General features: G+C 64.4%; 25 protein-coding genes. 16 read left to right on the forward strand and 9 right to left on the reverse strand.

Features of this window, described 5'->3' with window-relative positions:
- Positions 1-104 precede the first annotated feature (104 nt).
- The 3 genes from U5A65_RS22835 (at position 105) to U5A65_RS22845 (ending at position 3192) form a co-directional block, all read left to right on the forward strand.
- Positions 105-1028, forward strand: coding sequence for a hypothetical protein (locus U5A65_RS22835; protein ID WP_321947531.1), 924 nt, complete (start codon positions 105-107; stop codon positions 1026-1028).
- Between the two features lie 78 nt (positions 1029-1106).
- Complete coding sequence (locus U5A65_RS22840) at positions 1107-1886, forward strand: response regulator (RefSeq protein WP_321910058.1); 780 nt, start codon at positions 1107-1109, stop codon at positions 1884-1886.
- A gap of 4 nt (positions 1887-1890) precedes the next feature.
- Complete coding sequence (locus U5A65_RS22845; RefSeq protein ID WP_321947533.1) at positions 1891-3192, forward strand: ATP-binding protein; 1302 nt, start codon at positions 1891-1893, stop codon at positions 3190-3192.
- A gap of 52 nt (positions 3193-3244) precedes the next feature.
- On the opposite strand, the gene U5A65_RS22850 is transcribed toward U5A65_RS22845, so the two are convergent.
- Positions 3245-4177, reverse strand: coding sequence for a tyrosine-protein phosphatase (locus tag U5A65_RS22850; protein WP_321910060.1), 933 nt, complete (start codon positions 4175-4177; stop codon positions 3245-3247).
- Positions 4178-4361: 184 nt separating this feature from the next.
- A complete protein-coding gene (locus U5A65_RS22855; protein ID WP_321910062.1) occupies positions 4362-4556 on the reverse strand; it encodes a hypothetical protein in 195 nt (64 codons plus the stop codon).
- A 49-nt stretch (positions 4557-4605) separates the two neighbouring features.
- Between U5A65_RS22855 and flhC the strand changes: the two genes are divergently transcribed.
- Entirely contained in the window at positions 4606-5316 is a 711-nt protein-coding gene (gene flhC / locus U5A65_RS22860) for a flagellar transcriptional regulator FlhC (RefSeq protein WP_321947534.1), read from the forward strand.
- A gap of 5 nt (positions 5317-5321) precedes the next feature.
- Here flhC and U5A65_RS22865 read toward each other — a convergent pair whose 3' ends face one another.
- The gene (locus U5A65_RS22865) at positions 5322-5681 is read right to left on the reverse strand and encodes a hypothetical protein (protein ID WP_321910065.1); all 360 of its coding nucleotides are present in this window, start codon (positions 5679-5681) and stop codon (positions 5322-5324) included.
- A gap of 213 nt (positions 5682-5894) precedes the next feature.
- On the opposite strand from U5A65_RS22865, the gene U5A65_RS22870 reads away from it, so the two are divergent.
- The 3 genes from U5A65_RS22870 (at position 5895) to U5A65_RS22880 (ending at position 8660) form a co-directional block, all read left to right on the forward strand.
- Positions 5895-6413, forward strand: coding sequence for a hypothetical protein (locus U5A65_RS22870; RefSeq protein ID WP_321947536.1), 519 nt, complete (start codon positions 5895-5897; stop codon positions 6411-6413).
- Between the two features lie 119 nt (positions 6414-6532).
- On the forward strand, positions 6533-7492 hold the full coding sequence (locus tag U5A65_RS22875; protein ID WP_321947538.1) for an alpha/beta hydrolase: 960 nt from the start codon (positions 6533-6535) through the stop codon (positions 7490-7492).
- Between the two features lie 172 nt (positions 7493-7664).
- Positions 7665-8660, forward strand: a complete 996-nt coding sequence (locus tag U5A65_RS22880) for a hypothetical protein (protein WP_321947540.1) — start codon at positions 7665-7667, stop codon at positions 8658-8660.
- A gap of 49 nt (positions 8661-8709) precedes the next feature.
- On the opposite strand, the gene U5A65_RS22885 is transcribed toward U5A65_RS22880, so the two are convergent.
- Positions 8710-10092 (reverse strand): ATP-binding protein, encoded by a 1383-nt coding sequence (locus tag U5A65_RS22885; RefSeq protein ID WP_321947541.1) that lies wholly within the window; start codon positions 10090-10092, stop codon positions 8710-8712.
- A 62-nt stretch (positions 10093-10154) separates the two neighbouring features.
- Positions 10155-10820, reverse strand: a complete 666-nt coding sequence (locus U5A65_RS22890) for a response regulator transcription factor (protein ID WP_321910071.1) — start codon at positions 10818-10820, stop codon at positions 10155-10157.
- 239 nt (positions 10821-11059) lie between these two features.
- Here U5A65_RS22890 and U5A65_RS22895 point away from each other — a divergent pair, with 239 nt between their 5' ends.
- The 3 genes from U5A65_RS22895 to U5A65_RS22905 all read left to right on the forward strand — a co-directional run bounded on the left by U5A65_RS22895 (position 11060) and on the right by U5A65_RS22905 (position 13327).
- On the forward strand, positions 11060-12658 hold the full coding sequence (locus U5A65_RS22895; protein WP_321947543.1) for an AMP-binding protein: 1599 nt from the start codon (positions 11060-11062) through the stop codon (positions 12656-12658).
- 79 nt (positions 12659-12737) lie between these two features.
- A complete protein-coding gene (locus U5A65_RS22900; protein ID WP_321947544.1) occupies positions 12738-13088 on the forward strand; it encodes an HdeA/HdeB family chaperone in 351 nt (116 codons plus the stop codon).
- Between the two features lie 35 nt (positions 13089-13123).
- On the forward strand, positions 13124-13327 hold the full coding sequence (locus tag U5A65_RS22905; protein ID WP_321947546.1) for a hypothetical protein: 204 nt from the start codon (positions 13124-13126) through the stop codon (positions 13325-13327).
- 147 nt (positions 13328-13474) lie between these two features.
- Here U5A65_RS22905 and U5A65_RS22910 read toward each other — a convergent pair whose 3' ends face one another.
- Positions 13475-14188 (reverse strand): response regulator, encoded by a 714-nt coding sequence (locus U5A65_RS22910; protein ID WP_321910078.1) that lies wholly within the window; start codon positions 14186-14188, stop codon positions 13475-13477.
- 230 nt (positions 14189-14418) lie between these two features.
- Here U5A65_RS22910 and U5A65_RS22915 point away from each other — a divergent pair, with 230 nt between their 5' ends.
- The 5 genes from U5A65_RS22915 to U5A65_RS22935 all read left to right on the forward strand — a co-directional run bounded on the left by U5A65_RS22915 (position 14419) and on the right by U5A65_RS22935 (position 18637).
- Positions 14419-15765 (forward strand): HAMP domain-containing sensor histidine kinase, encoded by a 1347-nt coding sequence (locus U5A65_RS22915; RefSeq protein ID WP_321947547.1) that lies wholly within the window; start codon positions 14419-14421, stop codon positions 15763-15765.
- A 152-nt stretch (positions 15766-15917) separates the two neighbouring features.
- Entirely contained in the window at positions 15918-16103 is a 186-nt protein-coding gene (locus U5A65_RS22920; protein WP_321910081.1) for a DUF3563 family protein, read from the forward strand.
- 76 nt (positions 16104-16179) lie between these two features.
- On the forward strand, positions 16180-16728 hold the full coding sequence (locus tag U5A65_RS22925) for a glycine zipper domain-containing protein (RefSeq protein WP_321947549.1): 549 nt from the start codon (positions 16180-16182) through the stop codon (positions 16726-16728).
- Between the two features lie 11 nt (positions 16729-16739).
- A complete protein-coding gene (locus U5A65_RS22930; RefSeq protein WP_321947551.1) occupies positions 16740-17246 on the forward strand; it encodes a universal stress protein in 507 nt (168 codons plus the stop codon).
- 143 nt (positions 17247-17389) lie between these two features.
- Positions 17390-18637, forward strand: a complete 1248-nt coding sequence (locus tag U5A65_RS22935; protein WP_321947553.1) for a glycosyltransferase — start codon at positions 17390-17392, stop codon at positions 18635-18637.
- Positions 18638-18639: 2 nt separating this feature from the next.
- Here U5A65_RS22935 and ubiM read toward each other — a convergent pair whose 3' ends face one another.
- From ubiM to U5A65_RS22950, 3 genes are all read right to left on the reverse strand, one after another.
- Positions 18640-19863: a 5-demethoxyubiquinol-8 5-hydroxylase UbiM gene (gene ubiM / locus U5A65_RS22940; RefSeq protein WP_321947555.1), complete on the reverse strand. Its 1224-nt coding sequence runs from the start codon at positions 19861-19863 to the stop codon at positions 18640-18642.
- On the reverse strand, positions 19860-20309 hold the full coding sequence (locus U5A65_RS22945) for a hemerythrin domain-containing protein (RefSeq protein ID WP_415765420.1): 450 nt from the start codon (positions 20307-20309) through the stop codon (positions 19860-19862). Before U5A65_RS22945 ends, ubiM begins: the two co-directional genes overlap by 4 nt.
- 251 nt (positions 20310-20560) lie before the next feature.
- Positions 20561-20770 (reverse strand): hypothetical protein, encoded by a 210-nt coding sequence (locus tag U5A65_RS22950; RefSeq protein ID WP_035514678.1) that lies wholly within the window; start codon positions 20768-20770, stop codon positions 20561-20563.
- Between the two features lie 275 nt (positions 20771-21045).
- On the opposite strand from U5A65_RS22950, the gene U5A65_RS22955 reads away from it, so the two are divergent.
- Complete coding sequence (locus U5A65_RS22955) at positions 21046-21432, forward strand: SgcJ/EcaC family oxidoreductase (RefSeq protein ID WP_321947560.1); 387 nt, start codon at positions 21046-21048, stop codon at positions 21430-21432.
- The last annotated feature ends 118 nt before the right edge of the window (positions 21433-21550 follow it).

A 21550-nucleotide genomic window follows, 5' to 3' on the forward strand; every position in this document is an offset into this window, starting at 1 on the left:
AGTTCCCACTGCGGTTCTCACTGCGGCGCCTCGCGTCTTTGCGACGCCGCACGAGCCACACGCTGCTACCGTCTTTCCCCTATTTCAACATCATCATGGCTGCCATGAATCGAGAACCGAAAATCCGTCGCGCCCCCTTCTTCAAGCGCGGCCTGAACGCTGCTGCGATCGCGCTGTTCGCGTCGCTCGCTGGCTCGCCGTTCGCGCACGCTGCAAGTTTTCACTGCCCGCGCAACGCTTCGGCGTCCGAGCGCCTCGTGTGCAACGATCCGACACTCTCCGCGCTCGACGACAAACTGGCCGCGCTCTATCGCAGCGCATTCGACGCGACCACCGATACGACCGCGCTCGAAGCCGACCGCGTGAGCCAGTGGCAATGGCGCCAGCACAACTGCAAGGACAAGGCGTGCGTGACGGACTGGTACGACCGCCGTATCGCCGAACTCGAAGGCGATCTCAAGCATGGCAAGCAGGCGTCCGTCCAGCGCGTGAAGGAAGGCGTCGTGGACCAGCACCTCGCCCCTTCGGCACAGGACGCCGTGCTCGAAATGCACGGCATCCCGCCCGCGCAGAAGGACGAAAACGCAGCGGCCGCCCCCGCTGCGGACAACGCGAAAAGCGTGAAGAAGGCGGGCGCAAAGGTCGCGTCGGCCGACGCCAACGCGCCGCTTCATCTGCAAAAAATGCCGAGCGGCGTGGCCGCCGACGCACGCCAGACGAAGCTCGCGCAAGCGCACGCTCATCGCCTGCCCCCCAAGGAAGCCGCACCGGCCGGTGACGTCTCGGCGGCGACCGCGAAAATGGCCGGCGCGAACTCGGCATTCGCTAAGGCGGCCGGCATGGCGTCGATCGACGCACCGCCCGTGCAGCCCGCGAATCCCGCGGCCAACGACGCCGCAGCAAAGCCCGCGGAACAGGCAAGCGCACAGCAGAACGCGGGCGCGCTCAACTGCGCCACCGTTGCATCGACGGAGCACGCGCACGCTACGCAAACGTCCATTGAGCAAGGCACCGTCGCCCTGAAGTAAGAAGCCATGTAAGCTGCGGCAAGAAATCTGCGGTCGCGCGCTGTTCTGCCGGTTGTCGATATCAAATAAAATACGGCGATGAGTCCACACGTTCTCATCGTCGACGACGATCCGGTCGTGCGCGATCTCCTCTCCGGCTTTCTTCGAGCCAACGGTTTCGAAGCCTCGGTTCTTCACGACGGCACGCATCTCGGCGCGCGGCTGGAGCGCGAGCGGCCATCGGTCGTCGTACTCGACGTCATGATGCCTCGCACCGACGGCCTGCGCGCCCTTGCCGCCCTGCGCGCGCAAGGCGACGATATTCCGGTGATCTTCGCCTCCGCGCGTAGCGCGGTGGGCGACCGCATTGCCGGCCTTACGCTGGGCGCCGACGACTATGTCGCGAAGCCCTTCGATCCCCAGGAATTGCTGCTGCGTATCCAGACCGTGCTGCGCAGGCGCGGCAACGGGCCCGCAGGCGCACCCGCGGCGCGCGAACGTTACCGCTTCGGCGCTTTCGAGCTCGATTTCATGGCGCGCACACTCGAACGCGACGGCAAGCGCGTGCCGTTGCGCAGCAGTGAGTTCGTGCTCCTGAAGATTTTCACGGAACATCCCTATCGCGTGCTTTCGCGCGTACTGATTCACGATCTGCTGCACGCGGACGGCATGGAATTTAACGAGCGCAGTCTCGACGTGCCGGTGTGGCGCTTGCGCCGCGTGATCGAAGACAATCCCGCACAGCCGCGTTACGTGCAGACGCTGCGCGGCAAGGGATATGTGTTCGTGCCGCAGAGCGGGGTCGGCATCGAAGGCGACACCGAAGCCCCCACTGCGAATTCCACCGCAGACGACAGCGGCCATAGCACGAACGCGTAATTGCATGAACAATCCGTTGAATACGCTGTTCGGGCGCATGGCGCTGATGTCCGCGCTCCTGCTGTTCGCCATTCAGGCATGCTGGTTCATCGTGTTCGCGCCACAGCCGCGCCGCCACGAAGTGGAAGGCTTCGAGCGCGGCCTGCTGCTCATGCTGCATGCCGCGACAAGCGCGGCGCCCGGTACGGCGACGGGCGCGCCTCCCAATGAAATGGACCTCGCGCCTGCCCTGCGCGTGCATCTCGTGCCCACCTGGAACATGCCCGCCGACGTGCGGCTCGAAGTTCCGAAGCGCGAGCCGCTCGCCGACTTGCGCAAGCAACTCCTGCGCGATCTGCCGCCCGGCACCGAGATCCTTGCCGACCTGCGCCACCGCGAAGCCCTGTGGGTGCGCTTCGCGGGCCAGCCCACGTGGATCGTCGCGCCTGTCGATCTGCCGCCGGCGCGCAATCTGCTGCCGCTGTTCGGTTCGATGCTTGCCATCTCGCTGCTCCTCGCATTGCTCGCCATGTGGCAAATGCAGCGGCCGCTTTCGCTCGTGGCCCAGGCCGCGCGCGCGTTCGGCACCGGCCATCGTCCCGCGCCGGTCAAACAACACGGGCCGCGCGAATTGCGCGAACTCATCGGCTCTTTCAACGGCATGATGAAGCAGCTCAACGAAGCCGACGACGATCAGGCCGTCATGCTCGCGGGCGTCGCGCACGATCTCAAGTCGCCGCTCACGCGCCTGAAGCTGCGCGCGAGCATGATGGGCTCGGAGCGCGAGCGCGAGCAGCTCATACGCGAAGTCGATTCGCTCAACGATATCGTTCAGCAGTTTCTGGAATTCGCACGGCAGCGGCCCGAGTCGGGGCCCGAGGTGGAAGTCGACGCGCTGCTGCGCGAGCAGTTCTTCTCCGATGACGGCGATGACGACGAGGCGCTCTTCAGGCTCGATCTGCGCGCAGGCTCGGCGTTCCGGCTACCGCGCACGCTGCTCGACCGGCTCGTGTCGAATCTCGTCGACAACGCGCTCGAACATGGCGTGCCGCCCGTGGAAATCGCCACGCGCCGCGAAGGCGCGCAGTGGATCGTCGAAGTGCGCGATCATGGCCCGGGCATCCCCCCCGAACGCGTGGCCGCCGCGCTCAAACCGTTCGTACGCCTTGACGAAGCGCGCGGCGGCGAAGGCCATTGCGGGCTCGGCCTTGCCATCGTGACGCGCCTCACGCGCAATCAAGGGGGACGCTGCGAGTTGTCCAATCATCCCGAAGGCGGGCTGCGCGTGCGTATCGGGCTACCGGCCGATGCAAGGGCCGCTGCGTAAGTTCGCGACTCGGTGAGCTGCTCGCTCAGCGGCGCTACGCAGCGCGCGCCGCTCAGACCACGAGCCGGCCGCGCAGACGATCCACCGTTTCGGACGCAATGCCGAGCCCCACGGTGAGATAGCGGTTGAGGTCCCCGTAGCTTCCCTGCACCGCGTCGAACGCGGCCTGCAAATAGCTGGCCTGCACGGGCGGCGCCACATTGACCGAGTCTACGCCCGTCGAGCGCCACGCGGCGCTCAGCATGAAATCCTTCACGATGATTTCGAGCGGCACGTTTGCGATCAGCAGCAACAGCGCGCACGCCCAACCCACCACGTCCACGCCGGTCCCACCCGTGATCAGCAGCGGCCCCGGTGCATCGGCGATATGTTCGAGCAGCGCGCCGTAAATCGAAGATTGCATGCGGCCGGTCACGAGCGTGCGCCAATGCGATTGCATCGCCGCGTCGAGATCGCCGGCCTGCATGCCCGCAAACGACGGCGGCTCGAGCGTACCCAGCACATTGAGCGCAAGGTAAGTGGCCGTGCTCGGCGTCATGTCGGGCGCCGCGTCGATTTCCGCCGGCGTGCGCAGATCGTAGACGTTGGAAAGCGCCATGCGCTCCAGCGTAGCGGCGTCGGCTGCATTCGGTGTGAGCGCGTCGGAGCGGTAAATCAAGGCGCGGCGCACATGCGCGCCGTCGCTCGTCGAATAGCCGGGTGCAGCGCCGCCCAGATCGCGGAAGTTCGCCACCGCACCGATGACGGGCGTCGGCGCATCCTGCGCGCCGTCGCCTCCCGTGTATTCGCCGCCACACGCACTCAGCAACGTGCTGGCGCAACCGCTCAGCGCCAGCAGGCTCACCGTGCCCTTGAGCAGCGCGCGGCGCGGCGGGTTGGCGAGCGTGGCGCGGTCGCTCCGGTTGAAGTTGCCGGTCGCGGCCACAGGCAAACGCTTACGCGCCTGCGCGAACGAAGAGGTGTAGGCGGAGAAAGGCAAAATCATCAGTCGGCAGCTTTTGTAGGGTACCCGCGCTTCGTGCGGGCCGCTGCAACGTCGCGCGTCGCATGCGTTCGGAAAGGGCGCAGTTTACCGGCAGATAAGCCTGAAAGGGTAAAAGCGCAAAACGCCGTAATAATTCTTCCCGATTTTCAGTGCATTGCGCACCGATATTTTCACCGGTTTTTATTTATATTCTTACCGGACCTTTCCATTTACACACAACAGGTAATGATGGTGGTAAAGGGCGTTTAATTCCCGCTTCAAGCCATGCCTGAATATCGGCTCCACGACGCATTTTCTTTATAGTTCCTTCAACTCCTTTCCAAATATTATTCTTGACGCTCTTTGTCGCGCTTTTATAATCGCCCGTAAATTCAGGCATTCGCCTGGCCATCGTGGCCGTCACCGGCTGCCCCTGGGAGTACCACGTCATGTACAAAGGCAGTGTGACCGAGGAAGCGCGCGAAGTCCTGCGTGCAATCGAGCTGATCCAGCTGGGTGCACGCATGCCTGTGCTCGAAAAAGAGCTGACACTGTCGCGCAATCGTTTGATCAGGCTTTATCGGGAACTCAAGAACGCCTCGCCGCCCAAGGGTATGCTACCGTTTTCGGCGGACTGGTATTTCACGTGGCTGCCGAACATTCACGCGTCGCTGTTCTACAACATCTATCTGTTCCTTACCGACAGAGCGAAATGCAGCCGGCTCGATGCACTCACGCGTGCGTATCGTCTCTATCTCGAACACTGCGAGAGCGCGGAGACCGAACGCGTGCTGAGCTTCACGCGGGCGTGGACACTGCTGCGCTTTTTCGATGGCGGCCTGCTCACGCTGTCGAACTGCACCGTCTGCTCCGGCCGGTTCGTGCGCCACGTGCGCGACGCACACAAGCCCACAGCATGCTGCATTTGCGTACCGCCCGCGCGCGCCGGCATGACGCGCGCAGCACGTGCGACCCGCAGTCCGGAAGCTGACGCCGCGCCCCCCGCCTCCTCCACGCGAGGACGCGCCGCAGCGGCACTGGGCGAACTCTCGGGCACCATGCGCGGAACCATGCGCGACACGCTCGCCGAAGTCACGCGCGCCCTCGATCCAAAGCGTTCCGCGAACCGCCTGCGCCTCGTCCCTTCAGTGCCTGCCTAGGCGACTCACGTCACATCTTCATCGCGCTCTGCATCCGCTTGCAGAGCGCGAATATCGCATGCACAAATCCGGCAGATTGCTTTGTAATCCTGATGGTCGTGCTGATGCTGAAGACGTTCACATTGCTGCGCCGCCAGCTCGATGGCGTGTGAATGTGCCGCCTGCCAGATCTCCCAGGCGATCTGCGCCCCGCTTTGCACGTAATCGTCGTTTTGATCGCGCTCCAGCGCATCGGGCAGCCGCGTGTGAGCTTGCAGATAATGCGTGCGATAAAGCGCCTCGAAAACCTCGCGGCGTGACGGGCGCTTCACGCTCGTCTCTTCACGAACGTTACGGGACTTGTGAGGCGCAAAGACTTCATCCACATGCGGCGTCGAGGCGTACTTCTTTTTGCGGGTAGGGGGTCCCGCGGTCGTCGCGCGAGCCTGCGCGCACGACGTTACGGATACCGATATTGTCGCAGGCGGCGCAAAGGAATTGGCCGCGGAATATCGCGAATTTTTCTGCGTTATTCGTGGAGCGTTTCAGCGCCCGGACCTGCGATTATGTAGACATAAGAAAGTCGAAAGGAGTCGACCATGCAAATCGGGGCGGCGACACAGTTCGCCAGCAGCAGCGCCAACACGAACACACTCCGTGCGGGCGCGGCTTCAGACCAGGCAGAACAGGACGGCACGCAGTCGAACAACGGTTCGACGAACGTTGCATCGTCCCCATCGCAGGACGACGCCGTGCGGATTTCGCCGCAGGGCTATGCCGCCGCATCGACGGACGATAGCGCGGACAGCGACCTTGCCGCGAGCGAAGCGACGGATGCAACAGACGCGGGCGATGCGACCGAATCGGCCGATGCGACAGACGCGACGGACGCGGCCGATGTCAGCGATATGGCCGATACCAGCGATACCGGCGACACGGCCGACACGAGCGACGGGGGGTCTACGCCGACCAACGCGCAACCGATGAAATCGCTCGTTTATGGCGCGCTAGGACTCGAGCGTCCCGACGTGCCCGCCGACCCGAACCACACCTATACGATTGGACGCTGGATCGCAGCAGGCATTACGCTGGGCGGCATCATTTCCCTGTTCATCTGAGCGCTCGGCGTGTCAACCCGGCGCGCATCATGTTTCGGATAACAGAGGACACGGGCGGCAAGTCGGCTATCATCACCGCCGGCAAAACAATCAACCCGTCGCGTACACGAGGTCCACCCGTGTCTCTCAGCGCTTCAGCCGTTCCGATCGCCGCTATCGCCGCTGCCGCCGTTGCGCTCGTGAAAGGCGGCCCGAAGCAGCCCGCGCCACTCGAGTCGATCAACGCGCCGTTCAAGGAAGTCGACTTCTCCGACCTTCCCGCATTGCGCCGTTTTAGCGCGCGAGACGGTGCGTCACTTGCCTGGCGCGCGTACCTGCCTCCTGCCGGCTCGCCGCAAGGCTGCGTCGTGCTCATCCACGGATCGTCGGCAAGCAGCGCGAGCCTCCACCCGCTCGCGCGCCAGTTCGCCGCCGCGGGCTACGCGGCTTGCGTGCCCGACGTCCGCGGCCATGGCGAATCGGGCCGCAAGGGCACGATCGACTACATCGGCCAGCTCGAAGACGATCTCGAGGATCTGCTCGCCGCGCTGCCGGGCGAGTTGCGCGCGCTGCCGAAAACGCTGGTCGGTTTCTCGGCGGGCGGCGGCTTTGCGCTGCGCTTTGCGGGCAGCACGCGTCAACGTCTGTTCGATCGTTACGTGCTGCTCGCGCCCTTCCTGCATCACAAGGCGCGCACCACGCGCAACGAGGTCGGCGGCTGGGTGTCAGTCGGCTTGCCGCGTGTCGCCGTGCTCGCCTTGCTGAACGGCCTGCGCATTCGCGCCTTCAATCATCTGCCGACGATCGCCTATGCGCTGGCGCCCGAGGTACGCGAGCAGCTCACACCGCAGTATTCGTTCAATTTGATGCAGAATTTCCGCCCGCACGCCAACTACCGCACGGACATACGCGGCGTGCGGCAACCCCTGCATGTGCTGGCCGGCGCCGAAGACGAGGTTTTTCTCGCCCGCGAGTACGCAGCGGCGTTCGAGGAAGCCGGAGCCCACGTGCCGGTTACGCTCGTGCCTCGCGCGGGGCACGTCGGCTTGACGCTGGATGCCGTTGCAATCGCCACGATCGTCGGCTGCGTGAAGCAATAAGGCAGGCGCGGCGTGCTGGCGCCATGCCTGTCCGTATCCGCCAGACTGGCGGAATCCGCCGATTGATCTTCGCGGCGAACTGGCCCATATTCGAATCGGTGCGCAAATCAGGCACCGATTTTGCGGCGATTTTGCGGCCATTCGTCAATCGAAGCGAAAGCGCACTGCTCCCATGTTCAATGCCCCTGGTCGCGACGATCCCGGTCCGTCGGAGTGCCCCTACTGTGGGACGAGATTCATTGCACCGCTAGCGCTGTGCCCCCAATGCGGAGCGAATCAACTGGCTGCGGCCGCCCGCATCGCAGCCGCGAGCGAGGGCGCGCTGGATGAACGCGAACGTGCGCATGGGGTCGCCGGGCGTCTGCGCGCGAACCTGGGGGGACTCCCGGGCGGACTTGGCGGCAATCGCGGCTACGACGGCGAATATTCATCGATCGACGAGGCACACATTGCCGAGCGCTCGCGGCTGCCGCGCTATGCATGGGCAGGCTTCGGCGCGCTTGCGATCGCGTTCGGCGGTTATGCGTTCCTGCATCGCAGCGAGTGGGAGCCGAAACTCGGCGCACAGGTGGTTGTGGGGTCCGTGAGCGGCCCGAAGGGCACGCCTGGCAGGCCAGGCACATCGGGCTCGCCAGCCGCGCTGATCAGCCGGCCGCCAGCCGTCCTGCCGCGAGCGAACGCAGCTCAGCGCAACCTCGTCCAGCAAAATGCGCCTGCGGTCGAGCGCGCGCCCGCCGCGCCACGTTATGCAAGTGCGCACCCCGGAGTCGCGAAAGATCTGGCCAGCGCACACGCGAGTCTCGACAGAAACAACCTTTGGCCCGCGCGCAGGGCGCTCACGAGCGCGCTCGCCGTCGAACCCGGCAACCGCGACGCACAGCAGATGCAAGCCGACCTCGTCGCGCGCGAGCACCAGCGCGACGCGTTGATCGGTGAGGCACGGCAATGCGCGCAAGAGCGCCAATGGGCTTGTGTGCGGCAAGACGCGGGACATGCGGTGAATGTCGACGCATCGAGCCGCGAGGCGAAGCGCCTGCTCGCGCTTGCCAGCGCCGAGCGCCGGCCGGGCGGCGGCAAGCGCAGTGGCTGGACCTTGCCATGGGAAAGCCAGTATGCGCAGGCGGCCGACACCCGTTCGCGCCAGGATTCCCTTTTCTGGCATCACTGATTCTTTGCGCCGAACCTTCCCGCCGATCGATTTTGTTAAGGCATCCTACCTAGACGTGCCCGCTAAAAGCGGTCACGCACGGGCCGCCACGGATCTGTCCCGGCGTCTCGCACCCCGCGAGCGCAAACGTCACCACGGCGCGCAAGCCGTTCTGTCCATCTCGACGGTTGTGCAGCGATATCGTGCCGCCGTGCCGCTGCACGATGGCCCGCACGATCGCAAGGCCAAGCCCGCTGCCCTCGACGCCATGATTGCAGCGGAAAAAGCGGTCGAATACGCGCGTGAGCAAGGCATCGGGAATGCCGGGCCCTGTATCGGTCACCTCGATGTGCGCGCGCCCGTGTACGGCGAAGACGCGCAAATCGACGGAACCCCCTTCAGGCGTATAGCGCAGTGCATTGTCTACAAGATTCTTCACGAGCGCGCGCAGATCGGACTCCGGAATCCGCACCTTCGCCGCCGACAATTTCCCGGCACCGATATCGATGCCTTTGGCCCGCGCGATTGGCAACAGGTCGGCAACGACCGAGGTCACCACGTGCGTCACCTCGGGCTCGTCCGTTGCGGTCTCGACGACCTGCGAGTCCGCGCGTGCAAGTTGCAGCAACTGCGCGACAAGCTGGCTCGTGCGATCGATGGTCTGGCGCAGCGCCCGAAACCGCTCCTCGCTGGAAGGCGCAATATCGCCTTCCAGGTTGTCGGCCTGGAGCTTGAGCGCCGTGAGCGGCGTGCGCAACTCATGCGCGGCGTCGGCGATAAAGTCGCGTTCGAGTTTCATCGAAGCGTCGAGACGCCGGATCATGCGGTTGATCGAACACACGAACGGTATCAGTTCGACGGGCAGGCCTCGGGCCGACAACGGCACGAGATGCGCAGAGTCGATCGCGCGCGCCTGCTGGCCGAGCCGCTTGAGCACCCTGAACGACCGGCGCACGCACACATAAACGGCGAGCCATACGGCCGGAATCAGGATGAACACCGGCAGCAACCCTCTAAAGGCACTCGCTTCGGCCATGCGCTGGCGCACCGATATGCGTTGCGCGACCTGGACCACGTCATTGTCGGGCGCGACCAGGGTATAGACTCGCCACGCCTCGCGATTGACAATCTGATCGGAAAAGCCGGGCGCGGCGTCGCGATCGAAAATGACCGCGCTGTCGGTCGTTCGGGCCGGCCGCTCGAGGCCGGGCTCCCAGACCAGCACCACGATGTCGTCCGCGTTCAACGAGCCTGCTGAATGGCGCGGAATGGCGTCCTCGAACATGTCGCGCACACGCTGCGCGACATTCGACAAGCGGCTGTCGAGCACGGCGTTCACGCCAACGCGCGCGAGATCGTATGAGCTGATTGCCTGCGTGATGGTGAAGATCGAAAGCACGATCCCAAGCGAAAGCACGAGTTGCGTGCCAAGCGATCTGGCTTTGAATTTCATTCTGGATTCCTCTACGACCCGATCCATTGGCTGCATCAACGGCAAAAGCCATGGTTGTCCGGTCATGCATCGTGAAGATCGACGGTCCAGCCGAAGCCACGCAGATTGCGAATGACCCCGTACCCGAACTTCTTTCTGATCGAATAAATGAGCACCGCTACGGCGTTGCTTTCGACTTCCTCTCCCCAGCCGTAGAGGCGATCTTCGAGTTGCGCGCGCGACAGGATCGCACCTGGCCGTTCGAGCAGCGCCACCATCAGCGCGAACTCTCTCGCGGGCAGCATTTCGCGGCGGCCGCGAAACGTCAGCTCGCGCCGGTCGAGATCGAGCCCCAGCGTTGCGTTGCCGAGCACGGGAACGCTCGCGCCCGCGCGCCTGCGCAAAACAGCGCGAATGCGGGCCTTGAGTTCCGACGTGTCGAACGGCTTGAGCAGATAGTCGTCGGCGCCGAGATCGAGGCTGCGAATGCGTGTGTCGATGTCGTCGCGCGCCGTAATGATCAGCACAGGTGCTGCGCAGCCCTTCGCGCGCATGGTGGTGAGCACATCGATGCCGTCGGCGCCGGGCAACCCGAGGTCGAGCAGCACCACCGCATAAGCGTGATCGAACACGGCGCGCCTCGCACTCCCGCCGTCGCGCAGCCAGTCCACGCTGTAGCCGGCGTCCTTCAATGCGCGCATGAGGCTTTGGCCGATATCGATGTCGTCTTCGACAATGAGGATACGCATGAGTCGACCTCCACGGGTCGCCGCCGTTAGCCGGCAGTTTGCTGATACGCAGCGCATGGTAGACCCGCATGCTTAGCGCAAAGTTAGCAACGCGAACGCCGCCTGGCGCGTATGCGCTCACTCGCCACTAACTTTGCGCGATCACTCTGCTTCTCCACGACAGCCCCATTCAATTACCTCGGGGATCGCCGCGCGAGGCGGCGATGTTCCGGGACAACGCGATGAAGCAAGGTGACGCCATGAATCAAGACACGACCACGAGAGCGACAGGGACGTACCGGCCCTATGTCGATTGCCTGCTCGACGAATTCGAATCGCGGGCCGACCGGCCGGTTATCCGCTACGAAGGAACGAACGTGACGGGCCGCGCGCTGCGCAGCGCCATTTACCGCTACGCACGGGCGCTCGAGGCGCTCGGCGTCGACCGAGGCTCGCTCGTCGCGCTCTTCGCGCCCAACCGGCCCGAGGCGATCGCCATCCGTTACGCCGCCAACCTGATCGGCGCAGCAGCGATCTACCTGCCCGCGCTCGCGGATGCCGACCGGCGCGCGGCCCTGCTTGCGCGAATGGCGCCCGCGCTGCTGGTGGTCTTTCCGGAGACCGCCCGCCTTTTACCCGACACGCCCGCCACGACGCCGCTTCGCGTGATGCAGGTCGGCTTCGGCAACGCGGCGACGCGTCTGGACGTGCTCGCCAATGCGCAGCCCGACAGGCCACTGCAGGGACGCAACACGCCAGACGAACTCGCGGTGATCGTTTCCTCGGGCGGCACGACGGGCGTGCCCAAATGCAGCTGCCGTTCGTTCGCAGCCTGGTCGGCGCTCGTGAAGGCGCCGCGCGACGAACAACGGCGTCAGCTCGTCAACGGTCCGCTCGCCTACCTGTCACAGGTGCTCGTCGATACCACGCTGGGCGCGGGCGGCACGGTCGTCCTCGAGCGCCGCTACAACCCAGCCGCCACGCTTGCCGCGATCGAAGTCGAACGCATCACCGATCTCCTGCTCGTCGAACCTCAGTTGTTCGAAACGATGGATCATCGCGACGTCCCCTTTCGCGACCTCTCCTCGCTGCGCTCGATCGCGCATGTGGGCGGATCGGCGCCGGCCGTGCTTCGCCGCCGCGCAATCGAACGGTTCGGCCCCGTGCTCACGCATTTTTACGGCGCGAGCGAGGCGGGGATCGTCAGCGCGCTGGCGCCTCACGAATCGGCTTCGAAGCCGGCGCTGCTCGACTGCGCGGGGCGCGTGCGCGCCGGCGTCGATGTGCAATTTCGGCGTACTGACGGCACGCTCGCGGCGCCTGGCGAGCCGGGGAAGATCGAGGTGCGCTCAGCGGCGGTTGCAAAAGGCTACTGGAATCAGCCTGAAGAAGCGGCCCTGAAATTCCGCAACGGATGGTGCCTCACGGGCGATATGGGTTTCATCGACAAAGCAGGCTACCTCCACGTACTGGGGCGCGCGCAAGACATCAGGCGAATCGCCGGCCGCACGATCGCTCCCGTCGATATCGAAGATGTCCTCTGCCGCTTGCCCGACGTGCGCTTTGCGACCGCCTTTGCCAGCAGTGACGCGTTCAGCGACGACCTGTGGCGTGCCGTCGTCGAGCCATGGGCCGGGCGTCGAGTAGACGTGGCGCGATGCCTGCGCGCGCTCGATGCGGCCTTCGGCGAAACGGTTGCGAGTCAGGTCCGCCTCACGCAAAGCCGCGCCATTGCGCAGACCGAACAGGGGAAGGTGGACCGCATGGCGATCATGCGGGCGGCGCCGTCGCACGCCTCGGAAGCGCTCTGCCACGCCGTCGTTCGGCTCCAGCCTTCTTGCTCCATCACTCTGGGCTAACTTTCGGCCCGTACGATGACAATCATCGACGCACCCGCAAGAATACGTTGCCTACTTTCCTCACCTTTGGAGAACTGCCATGAAAAACCTTATCTCTGCTGCATCGCTCAGTGCCGCCCTTGTTGCCGGTCTCTGCGCTTCCCCGCTCGCGCTTGCGGACACCGCAAAACCCGTCACTGCAGTCTCGCCCGCGAAGATGACCTGCTCCGACTTTCTCGCCGTGGACGATGCCTACAAACCGGCACTCGTCTACTGGATCTCGGGCGTCGACAAGCTCGGCGTGAGCGAAACCGTGACGACGGTCGTGGATGTCGCGACGCCGGTGGCCGCCGTGGTCGGCGAATGCCAGAAGGCGCCGCACGCCCCGCTTGCAAACAAGGTGCACGACCTCTACAAGGGCGGCCGCCTCGCGCTGTTCCAGCATAGCTAAGCGTCTGCCGCACACCCGTTTTCGCAGGAGCCGTCATGAAGCTCAACGCTGACCAGAAAAGCGCCCTGATCCAGGCCTCGAAGCTTGGTATCAACTGTATCGACGCGACCATTCTCCAACTGAAGGCCGAATGTCCCGACGCCTTCCATTCACAGAGAACGTTGCGCAAGCGCCAGTTCCATCACCGGCCCGCCTCGGACGCGCCGCATTTCAGCTTCGTTGTGAACCGCAATGCGTAACTGCGTAATCGCGTTCGATCCCGGATTTTTTCCGTCGGCAGCACGATCGAACGCGAGTTTTCCAACGCGAACGATTTCAAACATTTAGATTAACGAAGTATTACGCATTCCGATCAAGCCGTAGCCGGCACTCAAGCGCGAACGCTGTCATTCGCGCGCCTCGCTCCCGTCTGCTGAGGGCGTGCCCGCTTGCTCGTCGCGGGCGGCCAGGTCGATGGTCCAACCGAACCCCCGAATATTGCGTATCACGTCATGGCCGAACTTCTTGCGCACGCCGTGAATGAGCACCGCCACAGCATTGCTCTCCACTTCTTCGCCCCAGCCATACAGCCGGTCCTCCAGCTGGGCGCGAGAGAGGATCATGCCGGGGCGCTCGAGCAGCGCCGCCATGAGCGCAAACTCGCGCGCGGACAGTACGTCGCGCTGCCCCCTGTAGCAGAGTTCATGCTTATCCAGATTCAGACTCAACGTTTCGTCGCCGAGCACAGAAACCGCTGCGCCCGCGTGCCGGCGTATCACGGCGCGAATGCGCGCCAGCAGCTCGGAAGTGTTGAAGGGCTTGAGCAAGTAATCGTCGGCACCGATGTCTAGACCGCGAATACGGGTCTCGATGTCGTCGCGAGCCGTCACGATGAGCACCGGCGTCGTGCAACCGCGCCCTCGCGCGGCAGCGAGAACGTCGATCCCATCGGAGCCCGGCAGACCCAGGTCCAGCAACACGATCGAATACGCGTTGCCCACCACCGCCTCCCTCGCCTGCGCGCCGTCCCGGATCCAGTCCACGCTGTAGCCGGCGTCCTTCAACGCACGCATCAAGCTTTGGCCGATATCGATGTCGTCTTCAACGATGAGGATTCGCATGATCAATCATCCGCATGAATGGGCCGCGCCAAGGCGGGCGTTCGCCCGCGCACGCGCGATTGTGATCCGGCGACGCGGGCAAAGGCAAGCGCCCGATAGCATCCAACCGCGCGCTTCGCGGCGGCGTATCGTCCCCATAATCTGATATCGTTGGCGCACGCGCCAGCATTGCCGGCGCGGCGGCGGGCCGCACTGCGCCGCTGGCTAACGCGGGACGAACCGTCATGCTCATGAAAGCCAGATCTCTCAGCACCCAGCTGATCGTCTCGCTGGGCCTGCTGCTCTCCGTCTTCGGAATCGTGCAAGGCGTGACCTCCTACCGGCTCGCTCTCGTCGGCGTGAATGCCCTGCTCGACGATCGGCTCTCGAACGTCGCGGGTCGCATTCGCGACGTGTACGAGGCCGCCATTCCGCGCCGCTCCCCTGGCTCCAGCAACGCCGACGACATCGTCGTCGTCGTTTGGACTGCTGAACACAAGTCCTCGCCCACCCGCACCACCGACAGCGCCGTCGAGTTCGACCGCAATTCGCCCACGGGCTTCTCGGAGCAATACGCCGCCAACGAAGCGTGGCGCGTGTATACGCTCGTCACCTATAACGAGGTGATACAGGTCGGCCAACGCATGTCGGTGCGCGTGCGCATGGCACAAGACAGCGCCGCACGCGCGCTGACGCCTGTTTACCTGCTGATTCCGGCCGTGTGGATCGCGGTGTACCTTTGCGTGCGCCGTGCATTCCGGGTACTCGACCGGCTCGGACGCCGCGCCCAGGCAATCGATTCGACGAGTCTCGAGGCCCTGCCGGACGAAGGCCTGCCCATCGAGCTGCGTCCGTTCGTCAGCTCGATCAACCGCATGATCGAGCGGCTCGACGGATCGATGCGGCTCGAACGCGATTTCATTTCCGATGCCGCCCATGAGTTGCGTACCCCGCTCACCGCGCTGAAATTGCAGGCCGACAATCTGCAAGGCGACATTGCTCCGCAAAACCGCGAGCGCTTCCAGGCACTGCGGCGGGGAATCGAACGCACGAGCACACTCGTCGCCCAGCTGTTGCAGCTGGCGCGCGCGGATGCGCAGATGACGTCTGCGCCGAGCGCTTCGATCGACGTGACGCAAGTCGTTGCTTCAGTCGTCTCCGAGCTGCTGCCCATCGCCAACCAGAAGCGGATCGATATCGGCGCGAGCGAATTGACGCCGGCGCGCATCTGCGCAACCGAGTCGGACCTGCGCGCCGTGGTCAAGAACCTGATCGGCAACGCGCTGCGCTACACGCCCGACGGCGGCTCCGTCGATTTGCGCGTGCTCGCCGCGAATGGGCAGGCACGCATCGAAATTGCCGACACCGGACCCGGCATTCCCGAAGCGGCGCTTCCGCGTGTATTCGACCGGTTCTTTCGCGTGAACCATGGCGTAGAGGGCAGCGGTCTCGGGCTCGCGATCGTACTCGCGATCGTGACACGCTACGGCGGTCGCGTGACCCTCGAGAATCGCCATGACGGCGTGACGGGGCTGCGAGCCATCGTGGAAATGCCGCTTCTCGCCAAGGATGGCGCGCACTGCGCAGAGGCGCCCTGACGTCCTGGCGCGCCGAGCTTGCGCAGCGGGCCGATGGGCCGGGACGCCTCGCATCGGGTCTTCGGTTTGGCTCCTGCTAACTCACGACTCATTCTGCTTCGCGATGATGCTTCTCATCGACGGCTCGCCGTCCCTGTTCAAGGAGAAGCATCATGTTCGCCAAACTCGTCAGCAAACTCGAAGCGCACTTCGCCGCTGTGGAAGCTCGACAACGCGAGGCTTACCTCGCCTCGTCCACTGATCTTGCAGAACTCGAGCGCCGCAACCGGTATTTCGATGCGCACCACAATCCGTTCGCGCCTTACTACGTCGATGAGCAAATCGACTGGCGGCATTGACGCGCGACGAGTCATAACTCACGTCTAACTTTCGCGCGTCAGCATGCTATCCGTGCACTGACTGGACACTTCCATCATGAAACCCTCACGAACCGCCTGCCTCGTCTTATCCGCCTGCATCGTCGCCCTCGGACTGGGCGGGTGCGCCGTCATTCCGCCAACGGGCCCAACCGTGGTCGCATTGCCGCCAAAGGGCAAGCCGCTGGGCGAATTCCAGCAGGAGGACTATGCATGCAGGAACTACGCCTTCCGCACGGACGGCGCAGCCCAACCCTCGGCGAGCCACGACGCGCTGGGTAGTACAGCGATCGGCACGGCAGGCGGCGCGGCGGCGGGAGCGCTGTTAGGCGCCGCGGCGGGCAATGCCGGTGTTGGCGCAGCGATTGGCGCCGGCGCGGGTTTGCTGCTTGGGAGCGCCGTCGGCGCCAATAACACCCAGGCGAGTTCCGCGAGCTTGCAGGCCAGTTACGACGCGGCTTACTCGCAATGCATGGCGTCCAAGGGCAATAGCATTTCGCAGCCGGCCGTCTACGCAACTGCGCCCATGTATGCGCCGCCCCCCATGCTGGCGCCGGCGCCGGTTGTCTATGGCTACCCGCGCTCCTTCACCTACTGGGCGTACTGAGGGCCCTCACAATGTCCAAGACCATCGTTGTTGCAATCAGTCAGTCCGATGCGTTCCTCGCGGCGGCGCTCGACACAGCCAGAAATTGCGATGCGCATATTGTCGCCGTGCATATCGTCGATTTGACGCCCTGCTTCAAGGGGATAGGCGACCACCTGGACTACGGCCTGATCGCGGGCGCAATGGAAGAAGGCGGCCGCGAGACGCTGGCCCGCGCGATGCGGATACTCGAATGCAATCGACACGGTGCGCAAGCGCGCATGGTGATATCACCGATGTCCGGTTCGACCATCGGCCGCCAGATCGCCGCGGTTTGCGACGCAGCCGGTGCCGAGCGCGTTCTTCTGGGAATTCGCAAACCGGGTTGGTGGCGCTTCATGAATGAGGATGTCGCTGCAACCGTGCAGCGCCAAACGAGCACACCCGTACAGATCGTCGTCACATCACGCTCCGCGCCCGCTGTTCATCGCTCGCTCCGGCACAGCCATCAACACCCACAATCAGGATGGGTTCGCTGACCGAGGTTGCAGGGGCGAACCGGTTTGGCGACACTACGCCTGCCGTTGCGAAACGCTGCAGGTAACGGCACGCAGTGCACATCCCGCACAAGCCGTCCGGAACGCACAACGAACGCAGCGCCGCAAGCACGGAAAAAGGCCTCATGAAGCTTCTAGTCGCGACCTATGGCACCGAAGGCGATGCGCGCCCGTTCGCCGCGCTGTGCCGTGGCTTGATGGACGCCGGGCACGACGCGCACCTGCTCGCCGATGCGGCCACGCTGGGCAGCGCCCACGCACTCGGCGTGCCGGCCACCGCGCTCGCCGGCGACATTCGCGGCATGCTGCGCCCGGACCACGCCATCGCCGGTGTCGTCGAGAAAGGCGGCGGCTTCAACGAGACCGCACGCGCGCTCGCGAAAATCGCCAACGAAAACGCGCAGTCGTGGATGCGCACCCTCGTCGAGGCCGGCGAGGGTTGCGACGCCATTCTGGTTGCGGGCCTGGCCGCGTTCGTGGGGCTTTCCGCGGCCGAATATCTGGGCGCGAAAGGCATCGGCGCAGGCATGATCCCGCTCACGCCCACGGCGGCCTTTCCCTCGGCGTTCTTGCCGCCCAGATGGGTGCCGCGCGTGTTCAACCGTGCGAGCCACGGCCTGGTGAACGGCATGCTCTGGAAGGCGTTCCGCGACCAGACCAACGTCGCGCGCGCGATGTTCGGCCTGCCGCCGCGCAAGGCGGTCTGGAAGGACCACCCGATGGTTTATGGCATCTCGCCAAGCCTGCTCGCCGCGCCCGCCGACTGGCCCGCCAACGCGCATCTTTGCGGGCAGTGGCTGGCGCCGAGCCCGGCCTGGACGCCGCCGCCCGCGTTGGCGCACTTCCTCGCTGCGGGCGAAGCGCCCGTCTATATCGGCTTTGGCAGCATGACGGGTTTCGACACTGCGCGCTTGCTGGCCGCGCTGATCGAAGCCATGCAGGGCCGGCGCGCACTCTTCTACCCGGGCTGGAACGGCATCGATCCCAACGCGCTGCCCGAAAACTTCTTCGTTGTCGGCGACACGCCGCACGACTGGCTGTTCCCGCGCACCGCTGCCGTCATTCATCACGGCGGCTCCGGCACTTCGCACTCCGCAACGCGTGCGGGCGTGCCTTCCATCGTGACGCCGTTCGCGGGCGACCAGTTCTTCTGGGCGCAGCGCCTGCGCGAGGCGGGCGTCGCACCGGTGGCCGTCGATGGGCGCGAGCCCAGCGCCAAAGCGTTCGCGAGCGCGCTCGACTTTGCCGCCAGCGAAACGGTGCGAAGCCGTGCCCGCGCATTAGGCAAAACGATGCGTGCGGAAAACGGCGTGGAGAATGCGGTAGCGACCCTCGAGCGCATCGTCGCCGTCGACGTGCGCGAGGGAGCCTGAAGCTAGCCGGTCAGCGAGGCCGCAATCGCCTTCCTGAACGGCATGAGCCGGGAAGCGGCGCGCAGCATGAAGTCGCGCGCCAGTTTGGCGGGCGCGGTGTTGTTCGTATAGACATCAGTGATGAAGCGGGTCGCGAGATAGAGCGGCCGGGTCGCGCGGCGATGCTGCGTTTCGTAGCGTTGCAAGACCTGTAAGGCACCGATGTCGAAGCCGCTATTTTTCGCCTCGATAATTCGGTTACCTAATGTTTCCACGCCGAGCAGACCAAAATTGAAACCATGCGCGGTCACCGGATGCATGCCGACCGCGGCGTCGCCCACGACCGCGAAGCGTGTCCCGACAAAACGCTCCGGATAGACGGCCACGAGCGGATAGACATGCCGCGTGCTCGCCAGCTTCATCGCGCCTAGCCTGCGCATGAAACGTTGCTCGATATGCCGCGCGAATTCGTCGGGCTCGAGCGCTGCGATCTCATTGACCTGGCCCACGGGCAGCGTGAGCACGACCGACGACTGATGCGCGTTCGTCGAACGCTGCGTATTCATGGGAAGCAACGCGAGCGTTTGCTCGTACCCGAACCATTCCCACGCCGCGTGCTCGTGCGGCGCCTCATGCGTCATGCGGCAAACCAGCATGGCCTTGCCGAAATCGTGCATGTTGGCGGCAATGCCCATCATCTTGCGCGTGGCCGAAAAGCGGCTGTCCGCGGCGACGATCAACTTCGCCGAGAGCGTCTCGCCGCTCTCCAATGTCACGCTCGCCAGATCCTCGCCGGCTTTCACGCCGCTGACCTTTTGCGCCGCGAGCAGCGTCACGTCGCCGTGCTCTGCCGTGCTTTGGCGCAGCGCCTCATAGGCAGCCTTGCGAATCAGGTGATTGGAGACCAGCCAGCCCAGCTCCGTGTGCCCGCTCAGTTCGTGCCCGATCTCGAGCGCCCCCGGCGAGGGACCGTTGAACACCTTGGCGCTGCACAGCGGAGCACGCGCGTGCGCTTCAATGCGATCCCAAAGCCCGAGCTTGTGCATCAAGCGCACCGACTTCTGCGTCAGCGCGATCTCGCGCCCGTCGAACTGCGGCTCGCTGATGTCGGCGAGACACTGCTGCTCGACCATGACGATCTTGAGGCCAGAACCACTGAACGCGCGCGCAAGACATAGCCCCACCGGCCCGGCGCCCACAATAACGATATCTGCTTGCATGAATCGAACGATTTGAAACTGACTCAAACGACCTGATCAATCTTTGCGATGCCGCGTTCGCGCAACCCTTCGACCATGAGCGCGTCCATCGACTTCACATGCCACGCGAACCATTCGCGCAGTTCACCCACCAGTTGCCGGCCCGTTTCGAAGCGCCCCTCGTCGGCAACTTGCCTGCGCACTTCGCCGGCCACGTTCAGCACGTGCCGATGCTGGCCCGCATGGCAATGGCGCGGACCGAAGTGCATTTCCTGCATCCACGCTTCTTCCTGCGCGAAATGCTGCTTCGTATGGGCGACCCATGCGTCGAACGCGCCGAGCCATGTTTCGTCGCTCGCGTGCGCGAGCGCGTCGAGCAGCACGACGAACTCGGCATGCATCGTATCGGTCATGGGTTCGCCCAGTTGCAGATCGGGCGTAAGCGTTGGCGAAGGGCGCGACGCGTGTGAGGTCATAGAGGAAGGTGGCGGCATTCAGCAGCGCTCTGAAATGCCCTCGCGGGCAAATTTTCACGATACCGGGGCATAGGGGATGGCGCGCTGATTTTTGGCAAATGTCGCACGATCGGTCACTGAGGCCGATGGACGCGGCGTGCCCGCATGGAAGCGGTCAGACGAAGGAGATGTCGTTTCGGGCTCAGCGCGGATCGCGCGGACCGCAAATATGGAAGGATGCGAGGAGAAGTGCCGCAGGCGTAAAAACATGAAGCCGCGCGGCGCGCGGCTCAAACCAGTTCAGCGAGATTGACGAGGGCGCGGTCGCCGTCGGATTGTGCTTCGTTTTCGGCGCGGAACGTCTTCTCGCTATAAGCGATGACCTTGAACCCGCCGCCTGCCGAACGCTCGATGGTGATACCCCAGTGCCAGCCGCCTTCCTGTTCGAATACGTGCAGTCTCGGACTCGATGGTTGGCTCGGCGATTGAAAAATATTCATGTGAAGCCTCCCGTAGTGGGAATATCGTCTCGGACGATTGCCTGGATACGAATCAGTCTAAAAACCTCCGTGCTGCGACGCAATACGGAATTACGTGGACGTGAGAACCCTGATGCGCGGCGCTTTATTCGAGAATTACCCTGGTTATGATTCGACGCGTGGCAACCGCAAATGCCGCCATCGCAAACGCCGGGACAGCAATGTTCGCTTATCGCAGCGCGTTTTAAGGCGCGCGTGCCGGAATCGTCGAACTGAACGACATGGGAGACGCGACTATGACCGATGACGAACGCGCCATTCGCGAGCTCGTGCAGACCTGGATGGACGCCAGCCGCGCGGGCGACACAGCCAAAGTGCTAAGCCTGATGACCGACGACGTGGTGTTCACGGTGCCCGGCCAGGAGCCGTTCGGCAAAGCCGGGTTCGCTGCGGCCTCCGAGGCGCAGCAAGCCATGCGCATAGAGGGCACGGCGGAGATCGTGGAGCTGCAGGTGATGGGGGACTGGGCTTTTCTGCGCAATCGCATCGACATTTCCATCACGCCGCCGGGTGCAACCGAGCCGATGCGGCGTGCGGGCTACACGCTCACGCTCGTGCGCAAGGATGCGAGCGGGCGCTGGCTGCTCGCGCGCGACGCCAATCTTGTGGCGCCGAAGCCATAAATCCGCTTGAGCGCGCCTGGTCGCCGGTCTTGCGCACACGCACTTGCTTTCATCACTGAAAGAAAAGAATCCCGCCCGACAAGCCTCGCAGCGTTGCGCCCCTTTTTTCAATCAGAAA

Source organism: Paraburkholderia sp. J10-1, from assembly GCF_905220165.1.
Taxonomy (GTDB): domain Bacteria; phylum Pseudomonadota; class Gammaproteobacteria; order Burkholderiales; family Burkholderiaceae; genus Paraburkholderia.